This is a genomic window from Candidatus Pelagibacter sp. HIMB1782 (assembly GCF_052047475.1).
Classification (GTDB): domain Bacteria; phylum Pseudomonadota; class Alphaproteobacteria; order Pelagibacterales; family Pelagibacteraceae; genus Pelagibacter.
Genome location: NZ_JBNAKE010000001.1, coordinates 467824 through 486377 on the forward strand (window position 1 = coordinate 467824; position 18554 = coordinate 486377).

Annotated in this window: 19 protein-coding genes; 10 read left to right on the plus strand and 9 right to left on the minus strand. The window is 27.5% G+C overall.

Going from position 1 to position 18554, the window contains the following annotated elements:
• From ACTTAO_RS02450 to ACTTAO_RS02460, 3 genes are read left to right on the plus strand one after another with little or no spacing between them, the layout of a single operon-like run.
• Positions 1-1242 (plus strand): 3-deoxy-D-manno-octulosonic acid transferase, encoded by a 1242-nt coding sequence (locus tag ACTTAO_RS02450; RefSeq protein ID WP_440690772.1) that lies wholly within the window; start codon positions 1-3, stop codon positions 1240-1242.
• A complete protein-coding gene (gene lpxK, locus ACTTAO_RS02455) occupies positions 1232-2167 on the plus strand; it encodes a tetraacyldisaccharide 4'-kinase (RefSeq protein ID WP_440690773.1) in 936 nt (311 codons plus the stop codon). The genes ACTTAO_RS02450 and lpxK overlap by 11 nt, the downstream gene beginning before the upstream one ends.
• Complete coding sequence (locus tag ACTTAO_RS02460) at positions 2167-3027, plus strand: lysophospholipid acyltransferase family protein (RefSeq protein ID WP_440690774.1); 861 nt, start codon at positions 2167-2169, stop codon at positions 3025-3027. Before lpxK ends, ACTTAO_RS02460 begins: the two co-directional genes overlap by 1 nt.
• A 2-nt stretch (positions 3028-3029) precedes the next feature.
• On the opposite strand, the gene ACTTAO_RS02465 is transcribed toward ACTTAO_RS02460, so the two are convergent.
• Positions 3030-3227: a DUF2093 domain-containing protein gene (locus tag ACTTAO_RS02465; protein ID WP_440690775.1), complete on the minus strand. Its 198-nt coding sequence runs from the start codon at positions 3225-3227 to the stop codon at positions 3030-3032.
• 21 nt (positions 3228-3248) lie between these two features.
• Between ACTTAO_RS02465 and purD the strand changes: the two genes are divergently transcribed.
• Both purD and rsmD read left to right on the plus strand, forming a co-directional pair.
• A complete protein-coding gene (purD, locus tag ACTTAO_RS02470) occupies positions 3249-4511 on the plus strand; it encodes a phosphoribosylamine--glycine ligase (protein ID WP_440690776.1) in 1263 nt (420 codons plus the stop codon).
• Positions 4511-5071: a 16S rRNA (guanine(966)-N(2))-methyltransferase RsmD gene (gene rsmD / locus ACTTAO_RS02475; RefSeq protein WP_440690777.1), complete on the plus strand. Its 561-nt coding sequence runs from the start codon at positions 4511-4513 to the stop codon at positions 5069-5071. Before purD ends, rsmD begins: the two co-directional genes overlap by 1 nt.
• Here rsmD and ACTTAO_RS02480 read toward each other — a convergent pair.
• From ACTTAO_RS02480 to ACTTAO_RS02505, 6 genes are read right to left on the minus strand one after another with little or no spacing between them, the layout of a single operon-like run.
• On the minus strand, positions 5068-6219 hold the full coding sequence (locus ACTTAO_RS02480) for a glucose-6-phosphate isomerase (protein ID WP_440690778.1): 1152 nt from the start codon (positions 6217-6219) through the stop codon (positions 5068-5070). The genes rsmD and ACTTAO_RS02480 overlap by 4 nt on opposite strands.
• The gene (locus ACTTAO_RS02485) at positions 6219-6539 is read right to left on the minus strand and encodes a DUF3035 domain-containing protein (RefSeq protein WP_440690779.1); all 321 of its coding nucleotides are present in this window, start codon (positions 6537-6539) and stop codon (positions 6219-6221) included. Before ACTTAO_RS02485 ends, ACTTAO_RS02480 begins: the two co-directional genes overlap by 1 nt.
• Positions 6532-7032 carry a signal peptidase II gene (gene lspA / locus ACTTAO_RS02490; protein WP_440690780.1) on the minus strand — a complete coding sequence of 167 codons (501 nt, stop codon included), beginning with the start codon at positions 7030-7032 and terminating at the stop codon, positions 6532-6534. The genes ACTTAO_RS02485 and lspA overlap by 8 nt, the downstream gene beginning before the upstream one ends.
• The gene (gene ileS / locus ACTTAO_RS02495; protein ID WP_440690781.1) at positions 7032-9761 is read right to left on the minus strand and encodes an isoleucine--tRNA ligase; all 2730 of its coding nucleotides are present in this window, start codon (positions 9759-9761) and stop codon (positions 7032-7034) included. The genes lspA and ileS overlap by 1 nt, the downstream gene beginning before the upstream one ends.
• A complete protein-coding gene (locus ACTTAO_RS02500) occupies positions 9758-10681 on the minus strand; it encodes a bifunctional riboflavin kinase/FAD synthetase (RefSeq protein ID WP_440690782.1) in 924 nt (307 codons plus the stop codon). Before ACTTAO_RS02500 ends, ileS begins: the two co-directional genes overlap by 4 nt.
• On the minus strand, positions 10675-11493 hold the full coding sequence (locus ACTTAO_RS02505; protein ID WP_440690783.1) for a TIGR01459 family HAD-type hydrolase: 819 nt from the start codon (positions 11491-11493) through the stop codon (positions 10675-10677). Before ACTTAO_RS02505 ends, ACTTAO_RS02500 begins: the two co-directional genes overlap by 7 nt.
• Before the next feature lie 130 nt (positions 11494-11623).
• On the opposite strand from ACTTAO_RS02505, the gene groES reads away from it, so the two are divergent.
• Positions 11624-11914, plus strand: a complete 291-nt coding sequence (groES, locus tag ACTTAO_RS02510; protein ID WP_075506443.1) for a co-chaperone GroES — start codon at positions 11624-11626, stop codon at positions 11912-11914.
• A gap of 23 nt (positions 11915-11937) precedes the next feature.
• On the plus strand, positions 11938-13602 hold the full coding sequence (groL, locus tag ACTTAO_RS02515) for a chaperonin GroEL (protein ID WP_075506444.1): 1665 nt from the start codon (positions 11938-11940) through the stop codon (positions 13600-13602).
• Positions 13603-13667: 65 nt separating this feature from the next.
• Here groL and ACTTAO_RS02520 read toward each other — a convergent pair whose 3' ends face one another.
• A complete protein-coding gene (locus ACTTAO_RS02520) occupies positions 13668-14264 on the minus strand; it encodes a class I SAM-dependent methyltransferase (protein ID WP_440690784.1) in 597 nt (198 codons plus the stop codon).
• A gap of 53 nt (positions 14265-14317) precedes the next feature.
• Between ACTTAO_RS02520 and ACTTAO_RS02525 the strand changes: the two genes are divergently transcribed.
• Together ACTTAO_RS02525 and typA are read left to right on the plus strand one after the other, a co-directional pair.
• Complete coding sequence (locus ACTTAO_RS02525; RefSeq protein ID WP_440690785.1) at positions 14318-15136, plus strand: hypothetical protein; 819 nt, start codon at positions 14318-14320, stop codon at positions 15134-15136.
• Between the two features lie 221 nt (positions 15137-15357).
• Positions 15358-17184: a translational GTPase TypA gene (gene typA, locus ACTTAO_RS02530; protein ID WP_440690786.1), complete on the plus strand. Its 1827-nt coding sequence runs from the start codon at positions 15358-15360 to the stop codon at positions 17182-17184.
• On the opposite strand, the gene yczE is transcribed toward typA, so the two are convergent.
• Positions 17181-17828, minus strand: coding sequence for a membrane protein YczE (gene yczE, locus ACTTAO_RS02535; RefSeq protein ID WP_440690787.1), 648 nt, complete (start codon positions 17826-17828; stop codon positions 17181-17183). The genes typA and yczE overlap by 4 nt on opposite strands.
• A 43-nt stretch (positions 17829-17871) precedes the next feature.
• Here yczE and ACTTAO_RS02540 point away from each other — a divergent pair, with 43 nt between their 5' ends.
• Positions 17872-18552, plus strand: coding sequence for a DUF6134 family protein (locus tag ACTTAO_RS02540; RefSeq protein ID WP_440690788.1), 681 nt, complete (start codon positions 17872-17874; stop codon positions 18550-18552).
• The last annotated feature ends 2 nt before the right edge of the window (positions 18553-18554 follow it).

Sequence of the window (18554 nt, forward strand, 5' to 3'; positions counted from 1 at the left end):
ATGTTTTTTGTTTATCAACTATTACTTTCTTTAATTTTTTTAATTTCTCCAATCATAATATTATTTAGAATATTAAAAGGAAAAGAAGACAAAAAAAGATTTACTGAAAAGTTTGCAATTTTCTCAAAAAAAAGAAAACCAGGAAAATTGATTTGGTTTCATGGAGCAAGTGTAGGGGAAATACTAAGTGTTATACCTCTAATTGAAAAGTATGAAAAAGATAAATCTATTGATCAAATACTTGTAACAACAACCACTTTAAGTTCAGCAAAAGTAGTTAAAAAATTTAACTTTAAAAAATTAGTACATCAATTTTATGTTATGGATATGGATTTTTTAACATCTAAGTTTCTTGATTTTTGGAAACCAAGTGTTGCTATTTTTATTGACTCTGAGATTTGGCCATCAATGTTCAAACAAGTAAAAAAGAGAAAGATTCCACTTTTATTATTAAACGCAAGAATTACAAAAAAATCTTTCAAAAGATGGAAAAAATTAAAATCATTTAGTTCCTCAATATTTAAATTAATTACTAAAGCGTATCCACAAAACTTTGAAACTATAAAATTTTTAAAAAGATTGGGTGTAAAGAAAATTAAGTATATTGGAAACCTAAAGTATGCAGAAAATTATAGTCAAAAAAGAGATTTGGCAGAAAGTAATTTAAGAAAAAAATTTAAAAATAAAAAAATTTGGATTGCATCAAGCACTCATAAGGATGAGGAAATTTTTTGTGCAAAAGCTCATTTGTTGCTCAAGAAAAAAATAAATAATCTAACTACCATAATAATACCGAGACACGTTAATAGAGTTAAAGAAATCAGCTCGAAACTAGAAAAATTAGATTTAAAAGTAGCTTCTCACACCTCAGGAATAAATAAATTAAATGATATTGATATATATTTAGTAGATACATTTGGCGAAACTAAAAAGTTTTATCAAATGGCTTACTCTGTATTTTTAGGGGGATCGATTGCCAATCGTGGAGGCCAAAATCCTTTGGAAGCTGCTCGTTTTGGGGCGCAAATTTTACATGGACCTAACATTGATAATTTTAAAGACGTCTATAAATTTTTAAGTGACTACAATATTTCTTCAAAAATCAATAATTATAAACAACTTGCATCTAAAATAGTGTTTAATATTAAAAAAAATAAAAGTTTAAAAATAAAAATAATTGGAAATAAAATTTTAAATAACACTATAAAAGAAATTAATTTCCAAATTAAAAATGAAATTTAAAAAACCTAAATTTTGGGATTATCCAAAACCAAATTTAATTGCATTTATTCTTTTACCAATTTCATTTTTTTTACAACTAGTAAAAATCTTAGTTCCTAAAAAAAATAAAAAATTTAAAATAAAAACCATATGTGTTGGAAACTTTTATGTTGGTGGTACAGGAAAAACTTCATTATCTATTAAAATTAATGAACTTCTAAAAACAAATAATATCAAGTCATGTTTTATTAAAAAAAATTATACCAATCAAACTGATGAACAAAAAATTTTAAATAATAATGGAAAAGTTTTTTTATCAAACAGCAGAATTGAAGCTTTGCAAAAAGCTGAAGAAGAAGGATTTGAAGTAGCAATACTGGATGATGGCCTTCAAGATAAATCCATTGATTTCGATTTAAAATTAGTTTGTTTTAATAATAATAACTGGATTGGAAATGGACTTACAATACCTGCGGGACCATTACGTGAAAGTATAAAAAATTTAAAAAATTATGAACATGTATTTTTAAATGGCAATTTAGAAAACTTGGATGTAATCAAAAATGAAATAAATCAAATAAGCTCAGGTATTAACATTCATATCGGCAAATACGTTGGATTAAACATGGACCAATTTGATAAAACAGATGACTATTTAGTTTTTTCTGGAATTGGTAATCACAATACATTTATTTCTATGATTAAATCTTATGGACTTAATATTAAGAAAGAAATTGAATTTCCTGATCATTACCAATATTCAAAAGAAGAAATAGTAAACATACTTAAACAAGCAGATAAGTTTAATTATAAAATTTTGACAACAGAAAAAGATATTTTAAGAATTGATCTTCAAGACTTAAATATAAATAAAATAAATTATATTAAATCTGATTTGGAAATAATCGATGAAGAAAAATTAAATAAAATAATTTTAAGTATATAATGAAAACAATTATTTATTTTTTCCAGTATATTTTTGTCACTATATTTTTTTCATTGTTTAAAATTTTAGGATTAAAAAAATCATCTTATTTAGGAGGCAAGATCTTTGAAAAAATAGGACCATTATTTAGATCTAAAATAATTATTGATAGAAATCTGAAAAAGGCTTTTCCAAATGTAGAGCAACGAAAGACGGATTTGATTACAAATATGATGTGGAATAATTATGGAAGAGTATTTGCAGAATATATGTTTATTAAAGATTTTAGATCAAAAAAATATAACTCAAACATTCAAATAGAAGGAAGTGAGATTTTAGATAATTTTAAAAAAAAAAATCAACAAGCAGTATTTATTTCGGGACATTTTGCAAATTTTGAATTGATGGCAATGCACTTAGAGAAAAGTGATATAGATCTTTGCGCAATATATAGGCCCTTAAATAATATTTATTTAAATAAGATAATGGAAAAAATAAGAAAAAATTATATTTGCAAAAATCAAATTAAGAAAGGCGTTGGTGGTTTAAGAGATTTACTAAATTTTATCAAGGAAGGTTACTCAACTGCATTAATGATTGACCAAAGAGTTTCGGAAGGAACTAAATCATTACTATTTAATGAAAAAGCTTACACAACTACAATTCCAGCTCAACTGGTTAAAAAATTTAATATGCCTGTTATACCCATATTTATTGAAAGATATGATGATATTAAATTTAAAATAAAAATAAATAAGCCCATTTATTTTAATGAACAAAAAACTATCCAGGAAATTACAGACGAATTAAACACTATTCTTGAAAAAATGATCTACTTAAAACCAGAACAATGGATCTGGTCACATAATCGTTGGAAATAAAATCAGGTTTTATCTAAATTTTCTCTTTTTATAAATGCCTCTTTGTAAGAAAAATAGGCTTCTTGTAATTCAACATTCCAATACGTTAATTTATCAAGATCTATTTTTTTTCCAGAAATTGCACATATAACATGATCACCTGGTTCAATAATTTGAATATTATTTGGTAAATATTTTATTTTGGCTAATTTTTTTAACATTTTTAGTTTATATACTTCTATATGAGAATTGGAATAATAGGAAGTGGTGGCAGAGAACATGCAATATGTGCTTCTATAAAAAAATCCAAAAAAATTGAAAAAATTTATTGTTTTCCAGGTAATGCAGGTACTGATAAAATTGCAGAAAATGTAAGTATTGATTTAAACAATTTTGAAATAATTAAAAATTTTATTCATGAAAATAATATTGAACTAATAATTGTAGGACCTGAAAAACCGCTAGTAGATGGACTGGTAGATTATTTAGAAAAATATAAAATAAAAGTATTTGGACCTAATAAATTAGCATCACAACTTGAAGGCTCCAAAATTTTTACAAAAAAACTGTGTGAAAAATTTAAAATTCCTACAGCTAAATTTGGAATTTTTGAAAATATCGAGAGTTCTAAAAAATTTTTAAATGAAGTAACCTTTCCTACAGTTATTAAAGCTGATAATTTAGCATCAGGTAAGGGCGTTTATATTTGTAACAGTTTAAGTGAAGCTATGTTAGCGGTTGAAGAAATATTTAATGGAAAATTTGGTCCCACAAAAAACCTTTTGATTGAAGAATTCTTAGACGGTGAGGAGATGAGTTTTTTTGTTGTATGTGACGGAAAATCATTTAAAACTTTTGACACCGCTCAAGATCATAAAAGAGTACTAGAGGGTGACAAAGGTAAAAATACAGGAGGCATGGGAGCCTACTCGCCATCAAGGTTGATAACAAAAGAATTAGAAAACAAAGTTATTGATAGAATAATTAATCCTACTCTTAAAGGTTTAGAGGAAATAGGAACAAACTATAAAGGATTTTTATATGCTGGCTTAATGATTGTTAAAAATGAGCCTTATCTTATTGAGTATAACGTTCGAATGGGAGATCCCGAGTGCCAAACTATACTGCCAAAACTTAAAACAGATCTTTTTGATGTCATTATTGCTGCTACAGATGGAAAGCTAGATAATTTAAAAATCGAATGGGAAGATTTGAAGAGTTTATGTGTTGTTGTTTGTTCAAAAGGTTATCCTGATGAATTTAAAAAAAATATTGAATTAGAAAATATAAAAAATGTATATGAAAATAAACATAACTACTTATTCCATGCTGGAACAAAAAAAGAGAACAATTCTGTATATGCAACAGGAGGCAGAGTTCTTAACTTTGTATCCACATCAAATGATTTTAGTGAAGCAAGAAAAAATATTTTTGAAAATATAAATAAGTTAAATTGGTCTAATGGTTATTATAGGAGAGATATTGGTTATAAGGTAATTAAGTAATGAGAATAATTTCAGGGAATTTTAAAGGAAAAAAAATTATTCAGCCCAAAGATTTAAATACTAGACCACTAAAAGATCTTACAAAAGAGTCTATTTTTAACATTATAGCTCACTCAAAAAAAATAAATATTGAAGTAGAAAACTCAATAGTGCTTGATTTATTTTCTGGAGTTGGATCTTTTGGAATAGAATGTTTATCTCGAGGAGCTAATTATGTATTTTTTTTAGAAAATTATAATGGAGTTTTGCCCGTATTAAAAAAAAATTTAGATTCTCTAAAAAATATATCAAATTATCAAATCATAGAAAAAGATATTTATAAAAATTTTAATTTTTTAAATTTAAAAACAAAATTTAATTTAATTTTTTTAGATCCTCCTTATAAAGATAAAAATTTCAATTATGTTTTAGAGCTAATTTACAATCAGGATATTTTAGAAAAAAATGGCGTCATAATAGTTCATCGACACAAAAATGATCCTATTGATTTGTCAAAAAATTTTAAATTGGTTGAAGAAAAAAAATATGGAATATCTAAAATATTTTTTTTAAATATTTAAGTTAATAATTTCTTTGTTTCTTTTTTAATTAATTCAACAGCTGGTTGATCAAATGGGTTAATATTTAGTGCTTTACCAATTAAAATTGTCTCTAAAATAAAAAAACAAAAAAGTTCTCCTAAAGTTTTTTCATCTCTTTTTTTGATTTCAAAACTTCTAAAAGGAATATTTTTTTTTCTGAAAACATTTTCTGTAGCTTCTTTTTGAGAAAAAATAACATTATTTAAGTTTTTATTTTTTAGATAATTTTTAGAGGATAGGATGTCAGAATTTTTTATTAAGCTACTTTTGTCGCCACCTACATAAAAAAAAGTATAAAAATTGTTGTTGAAACCGTCTAAATAAAGTTGCATTACACTGTGATTGTCTCTTGGCATTGTTGAAACTATAGGCAAAATACCTTTTCCAGCTTTTCCCAAACTTTCAGCAACTAACTGTTGATACCATTTAAATAAATTCTCTGAATTTTCATCATAATTTATAATTATTGAATTAAATTTATTTTGCTTAATAAAATATAGAGATGAAGCCACACTCGATGTAAGTGAGTTTAAAAATTTTGTATTCTTAATAATTGAATTTAATTGTTTAAACTTATTTGTATTTAGCCCCATGAGCTCAGCTGGCAACATTCCTACCTCAGATAAAACTGAATAACGACCGCCAATATAATTGTTGTGATGAATAATTTCTGCTTTCAACTTCTCTGCAAGAAGATAAAGATAGCTAGGATTATTTTCAGTTATAAATAAGTTCTCATCTTTTTTACTTATTAATATATTTGCATTAACTATTGTTTCAATAGTATTGCCAGATTTTGAAACTATTAAATTGGTATATTTTTTTTTATTTTTTTGTCTGAAAGGTTTTAAATTATCAATAAATGAAAAATTTTTTTTTACTTTTTGATTTAAAAAATCATAGATCGCTTGTGTTCCAAGAATTGAACCTCCCATTCCGATTAATCTATAATATTTATTTTTCTTAAATTTTGAGATGCTTTTTTTAGTATAATTAAATTTATATTTATTACTTAAAGAATTTATTACTTGAATATTGCTATCTAATAATTTGAAAAGAATCTTTTTATATTTATTTGAACTTTTTTTAAATTTAAATGACTTGAACTTTATACCAGAAGAAAGCATCAATTTTCTTTAATTTTTTCAAGTAAAGTTTCTTTTAAATTTTTATTTAATTCTTTTTTTTCATTTTGATTTTCTTCCTGATTTTCTGTTTTTGTGATTAAAGACTTGATTCCATCCTCTGTCTCATCGTCATTATTTTGTGAAATTTTATTTTCCTTTGGCTCTGGTAGTTCATTAAAACTTGGTGGCATTTTAAGTGGCATTTTTTTTTCAACTAAAAATTCATCACTATTTTCTTTTTTTGAATTTACGAACCCTTTTTCTAAGCCACAAGAGGATAAGAATAAAATTATTATTAAAATATTAAGTTTTTTAAACATTTTGATTTGATTTCTTTTTACCAATAATTTCCAATAAAATCATAAAAAATACTCCTAAGCTTATGAATATATCCGCTACATTAAATATAAACCAATGAAAGTCTCCGATATGAAAATCGATGAAATCTGGAACTGCTTTATAAATTAACCTATCAAAAAAATTTCCCAAGGCACCACCTAGTACGATTAAAAGTAAGTACTTTTTAAAGCCACTTTCCCTTGATGAATAAAAAGTAAGTACCAAAATCACTAACAATATTAAAAAAGTTAGCAAGTTATACATGTAATTTTCACTGAATGAAAAAATTCCAAAAGCTATACCTTCATTCCATATAAGATAAATATTTAAAAATTTAGATATATATATTTCTGACTGAAGATTAATTTTATCAAGATAAATTATATATAGTTTTGAAATTCTATCTAAACAAAAAATTGTTATTACAATAGATATAGAAAGATAATTTTTTTTAATAAAATTTTTGAGCACCATCAAGAGCTCTTTGGACAATTAGGTCTGTCACAACCTCCCTCATTAATTTTCCAACAAAGAGAACATTTTGAACCATCTGCTTTAGTTGTAATTGCTTTGATTTCTGAATTTTCCTTAAAAATCACTTCTGCTTTAGAAGTAATGCATAATTCAGAAAAATTTATATTTTGAGTTATATTTTCATATTTTTTATCAAGATATATTTTTATTGTAGCTTCCAAACTTGATCCAATTTCTTTGTTCGCTCTTTTTTCTTCAATGCTAATGTTACAAATATTTCTTATTTTGATTAATTCATTCCATTTCTCATTCAATTTTTCATTATTAAAAGTTGAAGGAAATTTTATAAATTTTTCTAAGTGTATACTTTTTCCATTATTAAAAACTAATCTATAAATCTCTTCAGTTGTAAATGATAAAATTGGTGCAAACCATTTGAGTAGAGAGTCTAAAATTATATTTAACAATAAGATAGTTGATTTTCTTTTATTAGAATTTACTGAATCGCAGTACAATGTATCTTTACGGATATCAAAATAAAAAGCTGAAAGATCCACTGTACAAAAATTTAATAATTCCTTGTAGAGATTATGAAAATCGTAATTTTTAAAATATTTTTTAAATGTTTCATTTAAATTGTACAACTTATGCAAAATATATTGCTCAAGTTCTGGAAGATCTTGAATATTAATTTTCTCATAATCAATTAATTCAAAATTGTCATTCAAGTTACCTAATAAATATCTGAAAGTATTTCTTATTTTTCTATAAGAATCTGCATGCTGATCTAGAATTGAATAATCAATTCTCAAGTCTTCTGAGTAATTAGAAGAAGCTACCCAAATTCGTAAAATATCTGCTCCATATTTTTTTAAAATATCTTCTGGAGCAATCACATTTCCTAATGATTTTGACATTTTTAAACCTTTACCGTCTACCACAAAGCCATGTGATAAAATTGAATCAAACGGCGCTCTTCCCCTAGTGCCACAAGATTCTAATAAAGATGAGTGAAACCAACCTCTATGCTGATCAGATCCTTCCAAATACATTGATGCTGGCCATTTTAGATCATTCCTTTTTTCTAATACAAATGAATGAGTTGATCCACTATCAAACCATACTTCTACAATATCGCTTAGTTTATCATATTCTTTTGCATCATATTTTTTTCCCAAAAATCTTTGAGGATCATCTGAAAACCAACAATCAGATCCCTCTTTTTCATAAATTGCTGCAATATTTTCATTAACCTCATCATCAACTAAAATTTCTTTAGTTTTTTTATTAACAAAAATAGGTAAAGGCACACCCCAAACTCTTTGTCTAGATACACACCAATCAGGTCTAGTCTCTATCATGGATTTTAATCTTTCTTTTCCTTTGCTTGGATAAAATACTGTGTCATCAATAGCTTTCAAAGCTTTGTCTCTTAATTTGTGACTTTCCATAGAAATAAACCACTGTGGTGTTGCTCTATGCACTAATGGAGCCTTTGATCTCCAAGAATGAGGATAAGAGTGAACAAGTTCTCCATTTGATAATAAATTTTTTTGTTCTTTAAGTTTCTCTATTACAATTGGATTGGCTTTAAATATATGTATTCCTTCAAATAATTTAACATTGTTAGTATATTTTCCATCACTATCTACTGTCTCTATAGCTTTGATTCCATTGTTTAAACATAAATTAAAATCGTCAGGTCCATGACTAGGTGCACAATGAACAATTCCTGTTCCTTGTTCAGTAGTTACGAACCTTGCTTCCAACATTGGAATTTCGTACTCGTACCCTAAATTTAAAAATGGATGATTGCAAATTGTTTCCTTAAACTTATCACCTTTAAACTTTTTAATCTCTTTATAATTTTTTATACCACACTCGTTAATTACTGACTCTAGTAAAGCTGCTGCAACAACTATTTTTCTGTTTTGAAAATCTCCCTCATCATTTACTTGCAATAAAACATATTCTAAAGCCTCATTATAAGCTAAAGCTTTGTTTGCTGGTATAGTCCATGGAGTTGTAGTCCAAATTATAATTTCACTTCCTTCTAGATCTTTGTTTTTTGATGACTTAACAGAAAAAGATGTGTAAATCGTATCTGACTTATGATCTTGATACTCTACTTCAGCATCAGCAAGAGCAGTTTTTTCAACAGTTGACCATAAAACTGGTTTATAGCCTCTATACAAACTTCCATCTTTTAAAAATTTACCAAGCTCTCTTACGATTTGAGCTTCTGCATCAAAGCTCATTGTAGAGTAGTAATTATCCCAATCTCCAACAACACCTAGTCTTTTGAATTGACCTTTATGAATTTCAATCCATTTTTCTGCAAATGATCTACACTCTTTTCTAAACTCAACTACAGGAACATCATTTTTATTTTTCTTATTTTTTTTGTATTCCTCTTCAATCTTCCATTCTATAGGTAAACCATGACAATCCCATCCAGGAACATAAATTGAATCCTTACCGTCCATTTGGTGGAATTTTACAATTATATCCTTAAGTATTTTATTTAATGCAGTACCCATGTGAATATTGCCATTCGCATATGGAGGGCCATCATGTAAAACAAACTTTTCTTTTCCTTTACTTGATTTTCTTAATTCATCATAAAGATTAATTCTTTTCCAATAATCTAAGATTTCAGGTTCTCTAGTTGGCAAGTTTGCCTTCATCGAGAAAGCTGTTTTAGGTAAATTTATATCAGGTTTGCTCATTTAGTTTTTTTTGCAATATTTAAATCAGATTTAATTTGTTTTCTAAGTTCATCAACATTCTTAAATTTTTTTTCTTTTCTAATAAACTTTAAAAACTGCACTGATAAAAGCTTATTATAAAGATTTCCAGAAAAATTAAACAAATGAACTTCAAGTAAGATTTTTTTTTGATTAAATGTGGGTCTGTAGCCAAGATTTGCTATACCACTCAATTTTTTTTGATTTTTTTTTCTTAATACTCTTACCGCATAAACTCCTGGCTGCGCTAGCACATAATCCTTAATATCTATGTTGCATGTTGGAAAACCAATTTTTTTTCCAACTTGTCTGCCCTTTTGAACTATTCCGTCAATAGTCCACTCTCTTCCTAAAAATTTATTAGCTCTATTTAAATTACCTTTTTCTAGCAAGTTTCTTATTAACGTTGAAGATACTATTTTTTTACTTTTTAAAAGCGGCTTTGGTTTAATTACTTTATAATTATAATTTTTTTCATTTTGAATAAGTAATTTAACATCACCTTCTCTTTTATTTCCAAATCTAAAATTATTACTTACAAATATAAACTTACAATTGAGTTTTTTATATAAAATTTCTTTTATAAATTTAATTGATTTTATTTTAGAAAAATTTTTATCAAATTTTTTTGTAATTATAAAATCTACTTTTAATTCTTTAAGTAATTCTAATTTTTGATTTACAGACGAAATTTTAAAATTCTTCAATGAATTGTTAAAATACATTTTGGGCATTGGATCAAAATTAATCACACCAATTTTTGAATTATATTTTTTTTTATATGATAGGGCTAATTTAAATAATTTTTGATGTCCTAAATGAAGACCATCAAAATTTCCAATTAATATAATTGAATTTTTGTGGTGATTATTAATATTGAAATTTTTATATAACTTTACCATTTTAATTCTGTTTGAGTAAAATTAACGATAGCTTCATACTCCTTTGAAACTTCAGCAACCCCTTTATTTTGTATTTCTTCTTTGTGAATTCCATTGCAAACCAACAGGGAATGGTAATTTAATAAGTTAGCACCTTTTATATCTGTATTTAGATTATCACCAATTGCCAAAACTCTCTTACCAACATTGTCTATAGACTGATTGTAAACTTCCGCATGAGGTTTACCAAAATAAATTACTTCTCCACCCATTTTTTCAAAAACCATAGCAACTGAGCCTGCACACAACTCTCTTATATTTCCTCTATCAACAATTAAATCTGGATTTGTACAAATCATTTTTTTTGTTGCGTGTTTTTCAAGCAGATTTTTATAATAACTTAAATCATCTTCATGGTCATCGAATAAACCTGTACAAAGTAAATATTCACTTTCATTTAGTTTGGTTGATTTATTATTTTTAAATTCATTGAACAAATCAAAATCTCTAGGAGGACCTATGTGAAAAAAATTCTTTGATTTAAAAGATGTTTTTAAAAAATTTAATGCTGCCTCTCCCGAGGTATAAACATGTTTTGTCAAATCTTCGCTCATGCCCATTTTTTCTAAAAATTTATTTACTGTAGTATTTGGTCTTGGAGCATTGGTTAAAAGAACAAAACTTTTATTTTTTTTCTTTAGTTCATTTAAAGTTGCTATTGCTGAGTTATGTAATTTGACACCATTATGAATGACCCCCCATAAATCTATGTAAAAAAGGTCATAATTATCAGCAATTGACCGAAGGCCATCTAAGTCTAAATTTTTGGTCATTATTTTACCTATAAACCATAATATTTAGATTTTCCTAGCATAATTACTCTGAAAAGATTCTCTTATCTTGAAATAGGCTATGAAATATCTATATGAGGCTCATATTTATATAGAATTATAAAGGAGATTTATGAAGTTTAAACCGTTACATGACAGAGTATTAATCGAAGTTTTAGACAGCAGTGAAAAAACTGCTGGTGGAATAATTATCCCAGATACAGCTCAAGAAAAACCTCAAGAGGGAAAAGTTGTTGCTGTTGGTGGTGGAGCTAAAACAGAAGATGGAAAAACAATTCCAATGGATGTTAAAGTTGGTGACAAAGTTTTATTTGGCAAATGGTCAGGGACTGAAGTCAAAATAGATGGCAAAGAATATAGCATAATGAAAGAGTCTGACATTATGGGTATTTCAAGTAAGTAATTTAATTTAAAGGAGAAAACAAAATGGCAAAAGTTGTTAAATTTGATGCTGAAGCAAGAGCAGCTATGATTAGAGGAGTAAATATCTTAGCTGATACTGTTAAAGTAACTTTGGGTCCTAAAGGAAGAAACGTAGTAATGGATAAATCTTATGGTGCACCTAGAATTACTAAAGATGGTGTTTCTGTTGCTAAAGAAATTGATCTTGAAGATAAGTTTGAAAATATGGGCGCGCAGATGGTTAAAGAAGTTGCTAGCAAAACAAATGATGAAGCTGGTGATGGTACAACAACTGCAACTATTCTTGCACAAGCAATTGTTAGAGAAGGTGTAAAATACGTAACTGCTGGCATGAATCCTATGGACGTTAAGAGAGGAATTGATGCAGCGGTTGAAGTTGTAAAAGAAAACTTAGTAGCATCAGCTAAAAAAGTAAAAGATAGTGATGAAATTGCACAAGTTGGAACAATTTCTGCGAACGGTGATAAAGAAATTGGAACAATGATTGCAAAAGCAATGCAAAAAGTTGGAAACGAAGGTGTAATCACAGTTGAAGAAAATAAAGGAATTGAAACTGAACTAGATGTTGTTGAAGGTATGCAGTTTGATAGAGGTTATTTATCTCCTTACTTTATTACAAATAGTGATAAAATGACTACAGAGTTGGACAACCCTTTCATTCTTTTACATGAAAAAAAATTAACAAACCTTCAGCCAATGGTTCCCCTTTTAGAAGCCGTTGTTCAAGCAGGTAGACCATTAATGATTATTTCTGAAGATGTTGAAGGTGAAGCTTTAGCAACTTTAGTAGTAAACAAGTTAAGAGGTGGTCTAAAAGTAGTTGCGGTAAAAGCACCTGGTTTTGGTGATAGAAGAAAAGCAATGCTTGAAGATATTGCTATCTTAACTGGAGGTCAGGTTATTTCTGAAGATTTAGGAATTAAACTTGAGAATGTTAAACTTGATGACCTAGGTTCATGTAAGAAAGTTAAAGTAGATAAAGATAACAGTACCATTGTTAATGGAAGTGGTAAAAAATCTGATATCGAAGGAAGATGTGCTTCAATTAAGCAACAAATTGATGAAACGACTTCTGACTATGATAGAGAAAAACTTCAAGAGAGACTTGCTAAATTGGCTGGCGGTGTTGCAGTAATCAAAGTTGGTGGTGCAACTGAAGTTGAGGTTAAAGAAAGAAAAGATAGAGTTGAAGATGCTTTAAACGCTACTAGAGCTGCAGTTGAAGAAGGTATTGTAACTGGTGGTGGTTGTGCATTGCTTTATGCTGCTCAAGATCTTAATAAGGTTAAAGCAAAAGGTGATGATCAAAAAGCAGGTGTAGAACTTGTTAGAAAAGCACTTGAAGCTCCAATCAGACAAATTACTAAAAACGCTGGCGTAGATGGTTCAGTAGTTGTTGGTAAATTGTTAGAGCAAAATAAAAAAACACACGGATACGATGCTCAAAGCGAAGAATATTGTGATATGTTTGCTAAAGGTATCATAGACCCGGTTAAAGTTGTAAGAACCGCTCTACAAGACGCAGCTTCAATATCTGGATTGCTAGTAACTACAGAAGCTATGATAGCTGACAAACCAGAAGAAAAAGATGCTGCAGGTGGAGGAATGCCTGGTGGTATGCCTGGAGGAATGGGCGGAATGGGCGGAATGGGCGGAATGGGTATGTAAACCTATTTAACCATTATAAATTATTTGAAAAAACCCGAGTTTAACACTCGGGTTTTTTTTTAGTTTCAAATTTTTTTTATTATGCACTGGTGATGATAATTAAAAATATTATGTCTACTTATAATTTTTATAGTTTTTTCTTTCTCATAATATTTCACTGCTTTGGTTATACCATCTAACCACCATCCTTTTAGACCATAATCATCAAGTACAATTAATCCATCATTGTTTATAAACTTAATAGAATTTTCTATATCTTTTTTAACAAATTCAAAAAGATGATTTCCATCTATATAAATTAAATCAAATATACTTTTATTTTCCAAAAAAAAATCATCTGAAGTTTTCCTACATAATTGAATTTTATTTTCCAATATATCTTTTTCAAAACGTTTATTAACATCTAAAAAATATTGGTCTTGAATATTTTGATTAGAGTGTTGTGTGTTTCCATACCAAGATTTTTGGTAGATTAAATCGCTATATGCAATCCATGGATCAACTAATATAAGTTTTTTTGGATTTAATTTTTGAAGCAATTGCTCAGAGAAATCTCCCTTATGTATACCTATTTCCAGTATAACTGGATTTTTAACTGATAAATATTTTTGAATTAAATCAATTCTACTTTTTGAAAACAATTTTTTAAAAATTTTTTTCATTATTAAAATGTATATTAAAGATGCTATAATAAAACAAAGTAAATTTTGAACAAATGATTATAGGTAAAAATTTTTTTATAATCGAAGTGCCAAAGACAGGTACTAGTTTTTTAAGAAATTATTTTAAAAGATATAAAGATATATCGATTACTACTCATCATGATACAGTTGAACACAATTTAAAATCTAATTTATTTAAAAAAAAATTTAAAGTAGGTGTTATAAGATCGCCATATTTTTGGTATCTATCATTTTGGAAATGGTCATGCATTAAAAAAAATATGTCACCTCTTTATAAAGATTTAACGTCTAAAAGAGTTAAAATGAAAAGGTTAAAATTTTCATCAAATATTTTTAAATATTTGGTGAGTCAAATTTCTAAAGATACAAACGAACTAAAAAAATTATTTTCAGATGCAAATTCAAAAAAAAATTTTAATAAAGTTTTAAAAATTTTACTAAATGCTAAATATAAAAATCTGATTAGTTCAGATTATAGTTTTATGCCTCATAAAAAACTCGGGTATATGAGTCATTATTTTTTTTATCAAAATGTATTAAGAAAAGATTACAATATTCTTTTCAAATCAAATTATAGTTTTGATCAAATGATCAAAAAGTTAAACTCGAAAATTTTTACAAACTATTATTTTAAAACTGAAAACCTAAACCAAGATCTCAAGAACTTTCTAAAAAAAGCAAATATTAAAGAAAAAAAAAATGATAATTTAGATAAAAATTCAACCTCTGACAAAAATAATGAAAATATATTTCAATTTTTTAATAAAAAAAACTTACAATTAATTGAAAAAAAAGAAAAATATATCTTTGACAAATTTAAATATAAAAAAATATCAAAAAGTATAAAGTGACCATAAATCTGTTAAAATATGTCCAAAAGATATAGTGGAAAGTCATTTAAAGATTCTAGTGTAAAGAAGAAACCAAAGTTGAGTTTTAAAGAAAAAAGAAAACTTAAAAAAGAAAAGTTAAAGAAATCTAATTAATCCTCAATATATTAAGATTTATCAAGCCAGATATGACTTTTTTTAAGTTTTAATATCAAATTAAATATGTATAAGAGCCAAATTTTATGAGCAATAATATTAGAAACATCACAATCATAGCACATGTAGACCATGGAAAAACAACTTTGATTGATAACTTAATGAAACAAAGTGGATCATTTAGAGAAAATGAAGTTGTTGATGAAAGATTAATGGACTCTGGGGAACTTGAAAAAGAAAGAGGAATTACAATTCTTGCAAAACCAGCATCAATAAACTGGAATAATTCAAGAATAAATATCATTGACACACCTGGACACAGAGATTTTGCTGCTGAAGTAGAGAGGGTTTTAAGCATGGCTGATGGAGCTCTTTTATTAATTGACTCTGCTGAAGGAGTGATGCCACAAACTAAGTTTGTTTTATCTAAAGCTTTAAAACAAGGTTTAAAACCAATTGTAGTTATTAATAAATTAGATAAAGCAGATCAAAGAGCCAATGAAGTTTTAGATGAAACTTTTGATTTATTTGTAAGTCTTGACGCAAATGAAGAGCAGTTAGACTTTCCAGTGTTATACGCAAGTGGAAGGTCTGGGTGGGCAGATAATGAAGTGGATGGGCCAAGAGAAAATTTAAATCCATTGTTAGACTTAATAGTAGAGCATGTTAAACCAGCTAATTTAGATAAGACCAAACCTTTTGCAATGTTATCAACTTTACTTTACTCAGATAGTTTTTTAGGAAGAAGCTTAGTTGGTAGAATTACACAAGGTACAGCAAAAGCAAACCAACCAATAAAAGCAATAAATTTAAGTGGTGAAAAAGTTGATGAAGGTAAATTAACAAAAATTTTTAGATATGAAGGAACCAAAAAAGTTCCAATTGAAGTTGGAGAAGCAGGAGATATTGTTGTAATAGCAGGATTAGAAAAAGCAAATGTTGCAGATACAATTTGTAATTTGGAAGTAAATGATCCTATACCAGCAACACCGATTGATCCTCCAACAATGTCAATTACAATAACTGTCAATACCTCTCCATTAGCAGGAACTGAAGGAAAAAAACTCACAAGTACTCAAATTAGAGAAAGACTAGTTCAAGAAGCACAAAATAATGTTGGAATTACTTTTTCAGAAAATGAGGGAAAAGATGCATTTGTTGTAAGTGGACGAGGTGAATTAATGTTGGAAATACTTCTTACTCAAATGAGAAGAGAAGGTTTCGAGATGACAGTAAGTCCTCCGAAAGTTTTATTTAAAACTGATGATCAAGGAAACAAACTTGAACCAATTGAAGAAATTACTATGGATTTAGATGAAGAACACTCTTCGAAAGTAATTGACTCCATGAATAGAAGAAAAGGTAAATTAATTGAATTAAAAGATACAGGCACAAATAAGAAAAGATTGATATTTCATGCTCCTACGAGAGGTTTGATGGGATACACAAGTAGGTTTCTAACTCTTACCAAGGGTGAAGGTGTAATTAATAGAATTTTCCACGACTACGGTCCTTTTGAAGGTGAAATGGAAGGCAGAAGAAATGGTGCATTGATTGCAATGGAACAAGGAAAAGCAGTAGCTTTTGCAATCTTTAACCTTCAAGCAAGAGGAGAAATGTTTGTTACCCATAATGATCCTGTTTATCCAGGTATGATTGTTGGATTATCACCAAAACCAGGTGACATGATCATTAATGTCATGAAAGGAAAAAAATTAACAAATATGAGAACACAAGGAACCGATGAAAATGTTGTTCTTACCCCTGTTAGAAAAATGTCAATAGCTGAACAACTAAGTATGCTAAACACTGATGAAGCATTAGAAATTACACCTGATTCATGTAGATTAAGAAAAGCTATTCTTGATCCTCATGAAAGAAAAAGAAGTGAAAAAACTAGCGCAGCAGCTTAACCAAATATTTTTCCTACTAAAAATAATCCTAAAGCTACACAAGGGCCAATTCCAAAAGCAAAAATTAGGGTACCAATTCCAACAGTTCCACCTAAATACCAACCAATAATTACAACTGTTATTTCTAAAAAAGCTCTAACCAATGCTATAGGTAAATTTGTTGTTTTTGTTAATCCTGTCATTAAACCATCTCGTGGACCTGGGCCTAGATTAGCGACTAAATAAATACCGCTACCAAGTCCTACTAAAATTACTGAAAGAACTGCTAGCAAGTATTTTGTAAAAATAGATGAAGGAGGTTGAAAATAATTAAGAGTAAAATCAATCATAGCAGCAATCACAATGATGTTAAATATTGTTCCAAGACCTGGTTTTTGTTTTAAAAAAATCCATAAAAAAAGTACTGCTACACTTACAAAAAAAGTTGCCGCACCAATAGATAGACTAGAGTTTAGGGAAATACCTTCGGCTAATACTGACCAGGGTGAATTTCCAGTTGTTGATAAAATTAATAAACCTTCTCCTAAACCAAAAATTGTTAATCCAAAAATTAAGAAAAATGATGTTGAAAATTTTGGCCTGAAATTCAAACTTTTATTTGAACTCCAATTTACTTTAGGAATATTTTTTATAGATAGAAACATCAAACACTGATACTTTTAAGTTACTTATTTTTATATTATTATCATGAAAAAAATTTTTATTAGTTTAATATTATTATTATTTACTTTTAACTCAAATGCCCATGTTGGTCATTATAATAACTTCAAAAAAATTGAACTTGAAATTTTAAGAAATAATGAAGTTATAGGCTATAATAATTATTCTTTTGCAAGAAAAGATAATGAAACAACTGTAAATAATAAATATAAATTCACAGTAAAACTGCTAGGTGCAACTATTTTTGAAGTGGAAGGTTTTGGTGAAGAAAAATATTTAGGTGATAATTTAATATCCTTTAAATCTAAAACACGTCAAAATAAAAAAGAAAAATTTGTCAATTTAATTTTAAATAATCGAACTAATAAATTTGATATTCAAGGATCTTCTTTTTCTGGTGAAGCTTCTTTAAAGAATACAATTGGAAATTGGTGGAGCCATAAATTGTTACAGGCAGAAAGCCAGATTAGTCCTATTTCTGGAAGTATAAAAGAACAACTAGTTACATTTATTGGCAAAGAAAAGATAACTATCAATGGAAAAGAATTTGAAACTGATCATTTCAAACTCACTTCTAAAGATATGACGCTTCCAGAAGATAAAAGATTAAATTTCGATATATGGCTTGATAAAAAAACTTCTGTAATAGTAAAAGTTACATACGAAAGAATGGGAAGTTGGGAGTATAGGCTTAAAAATATTGAGTAATT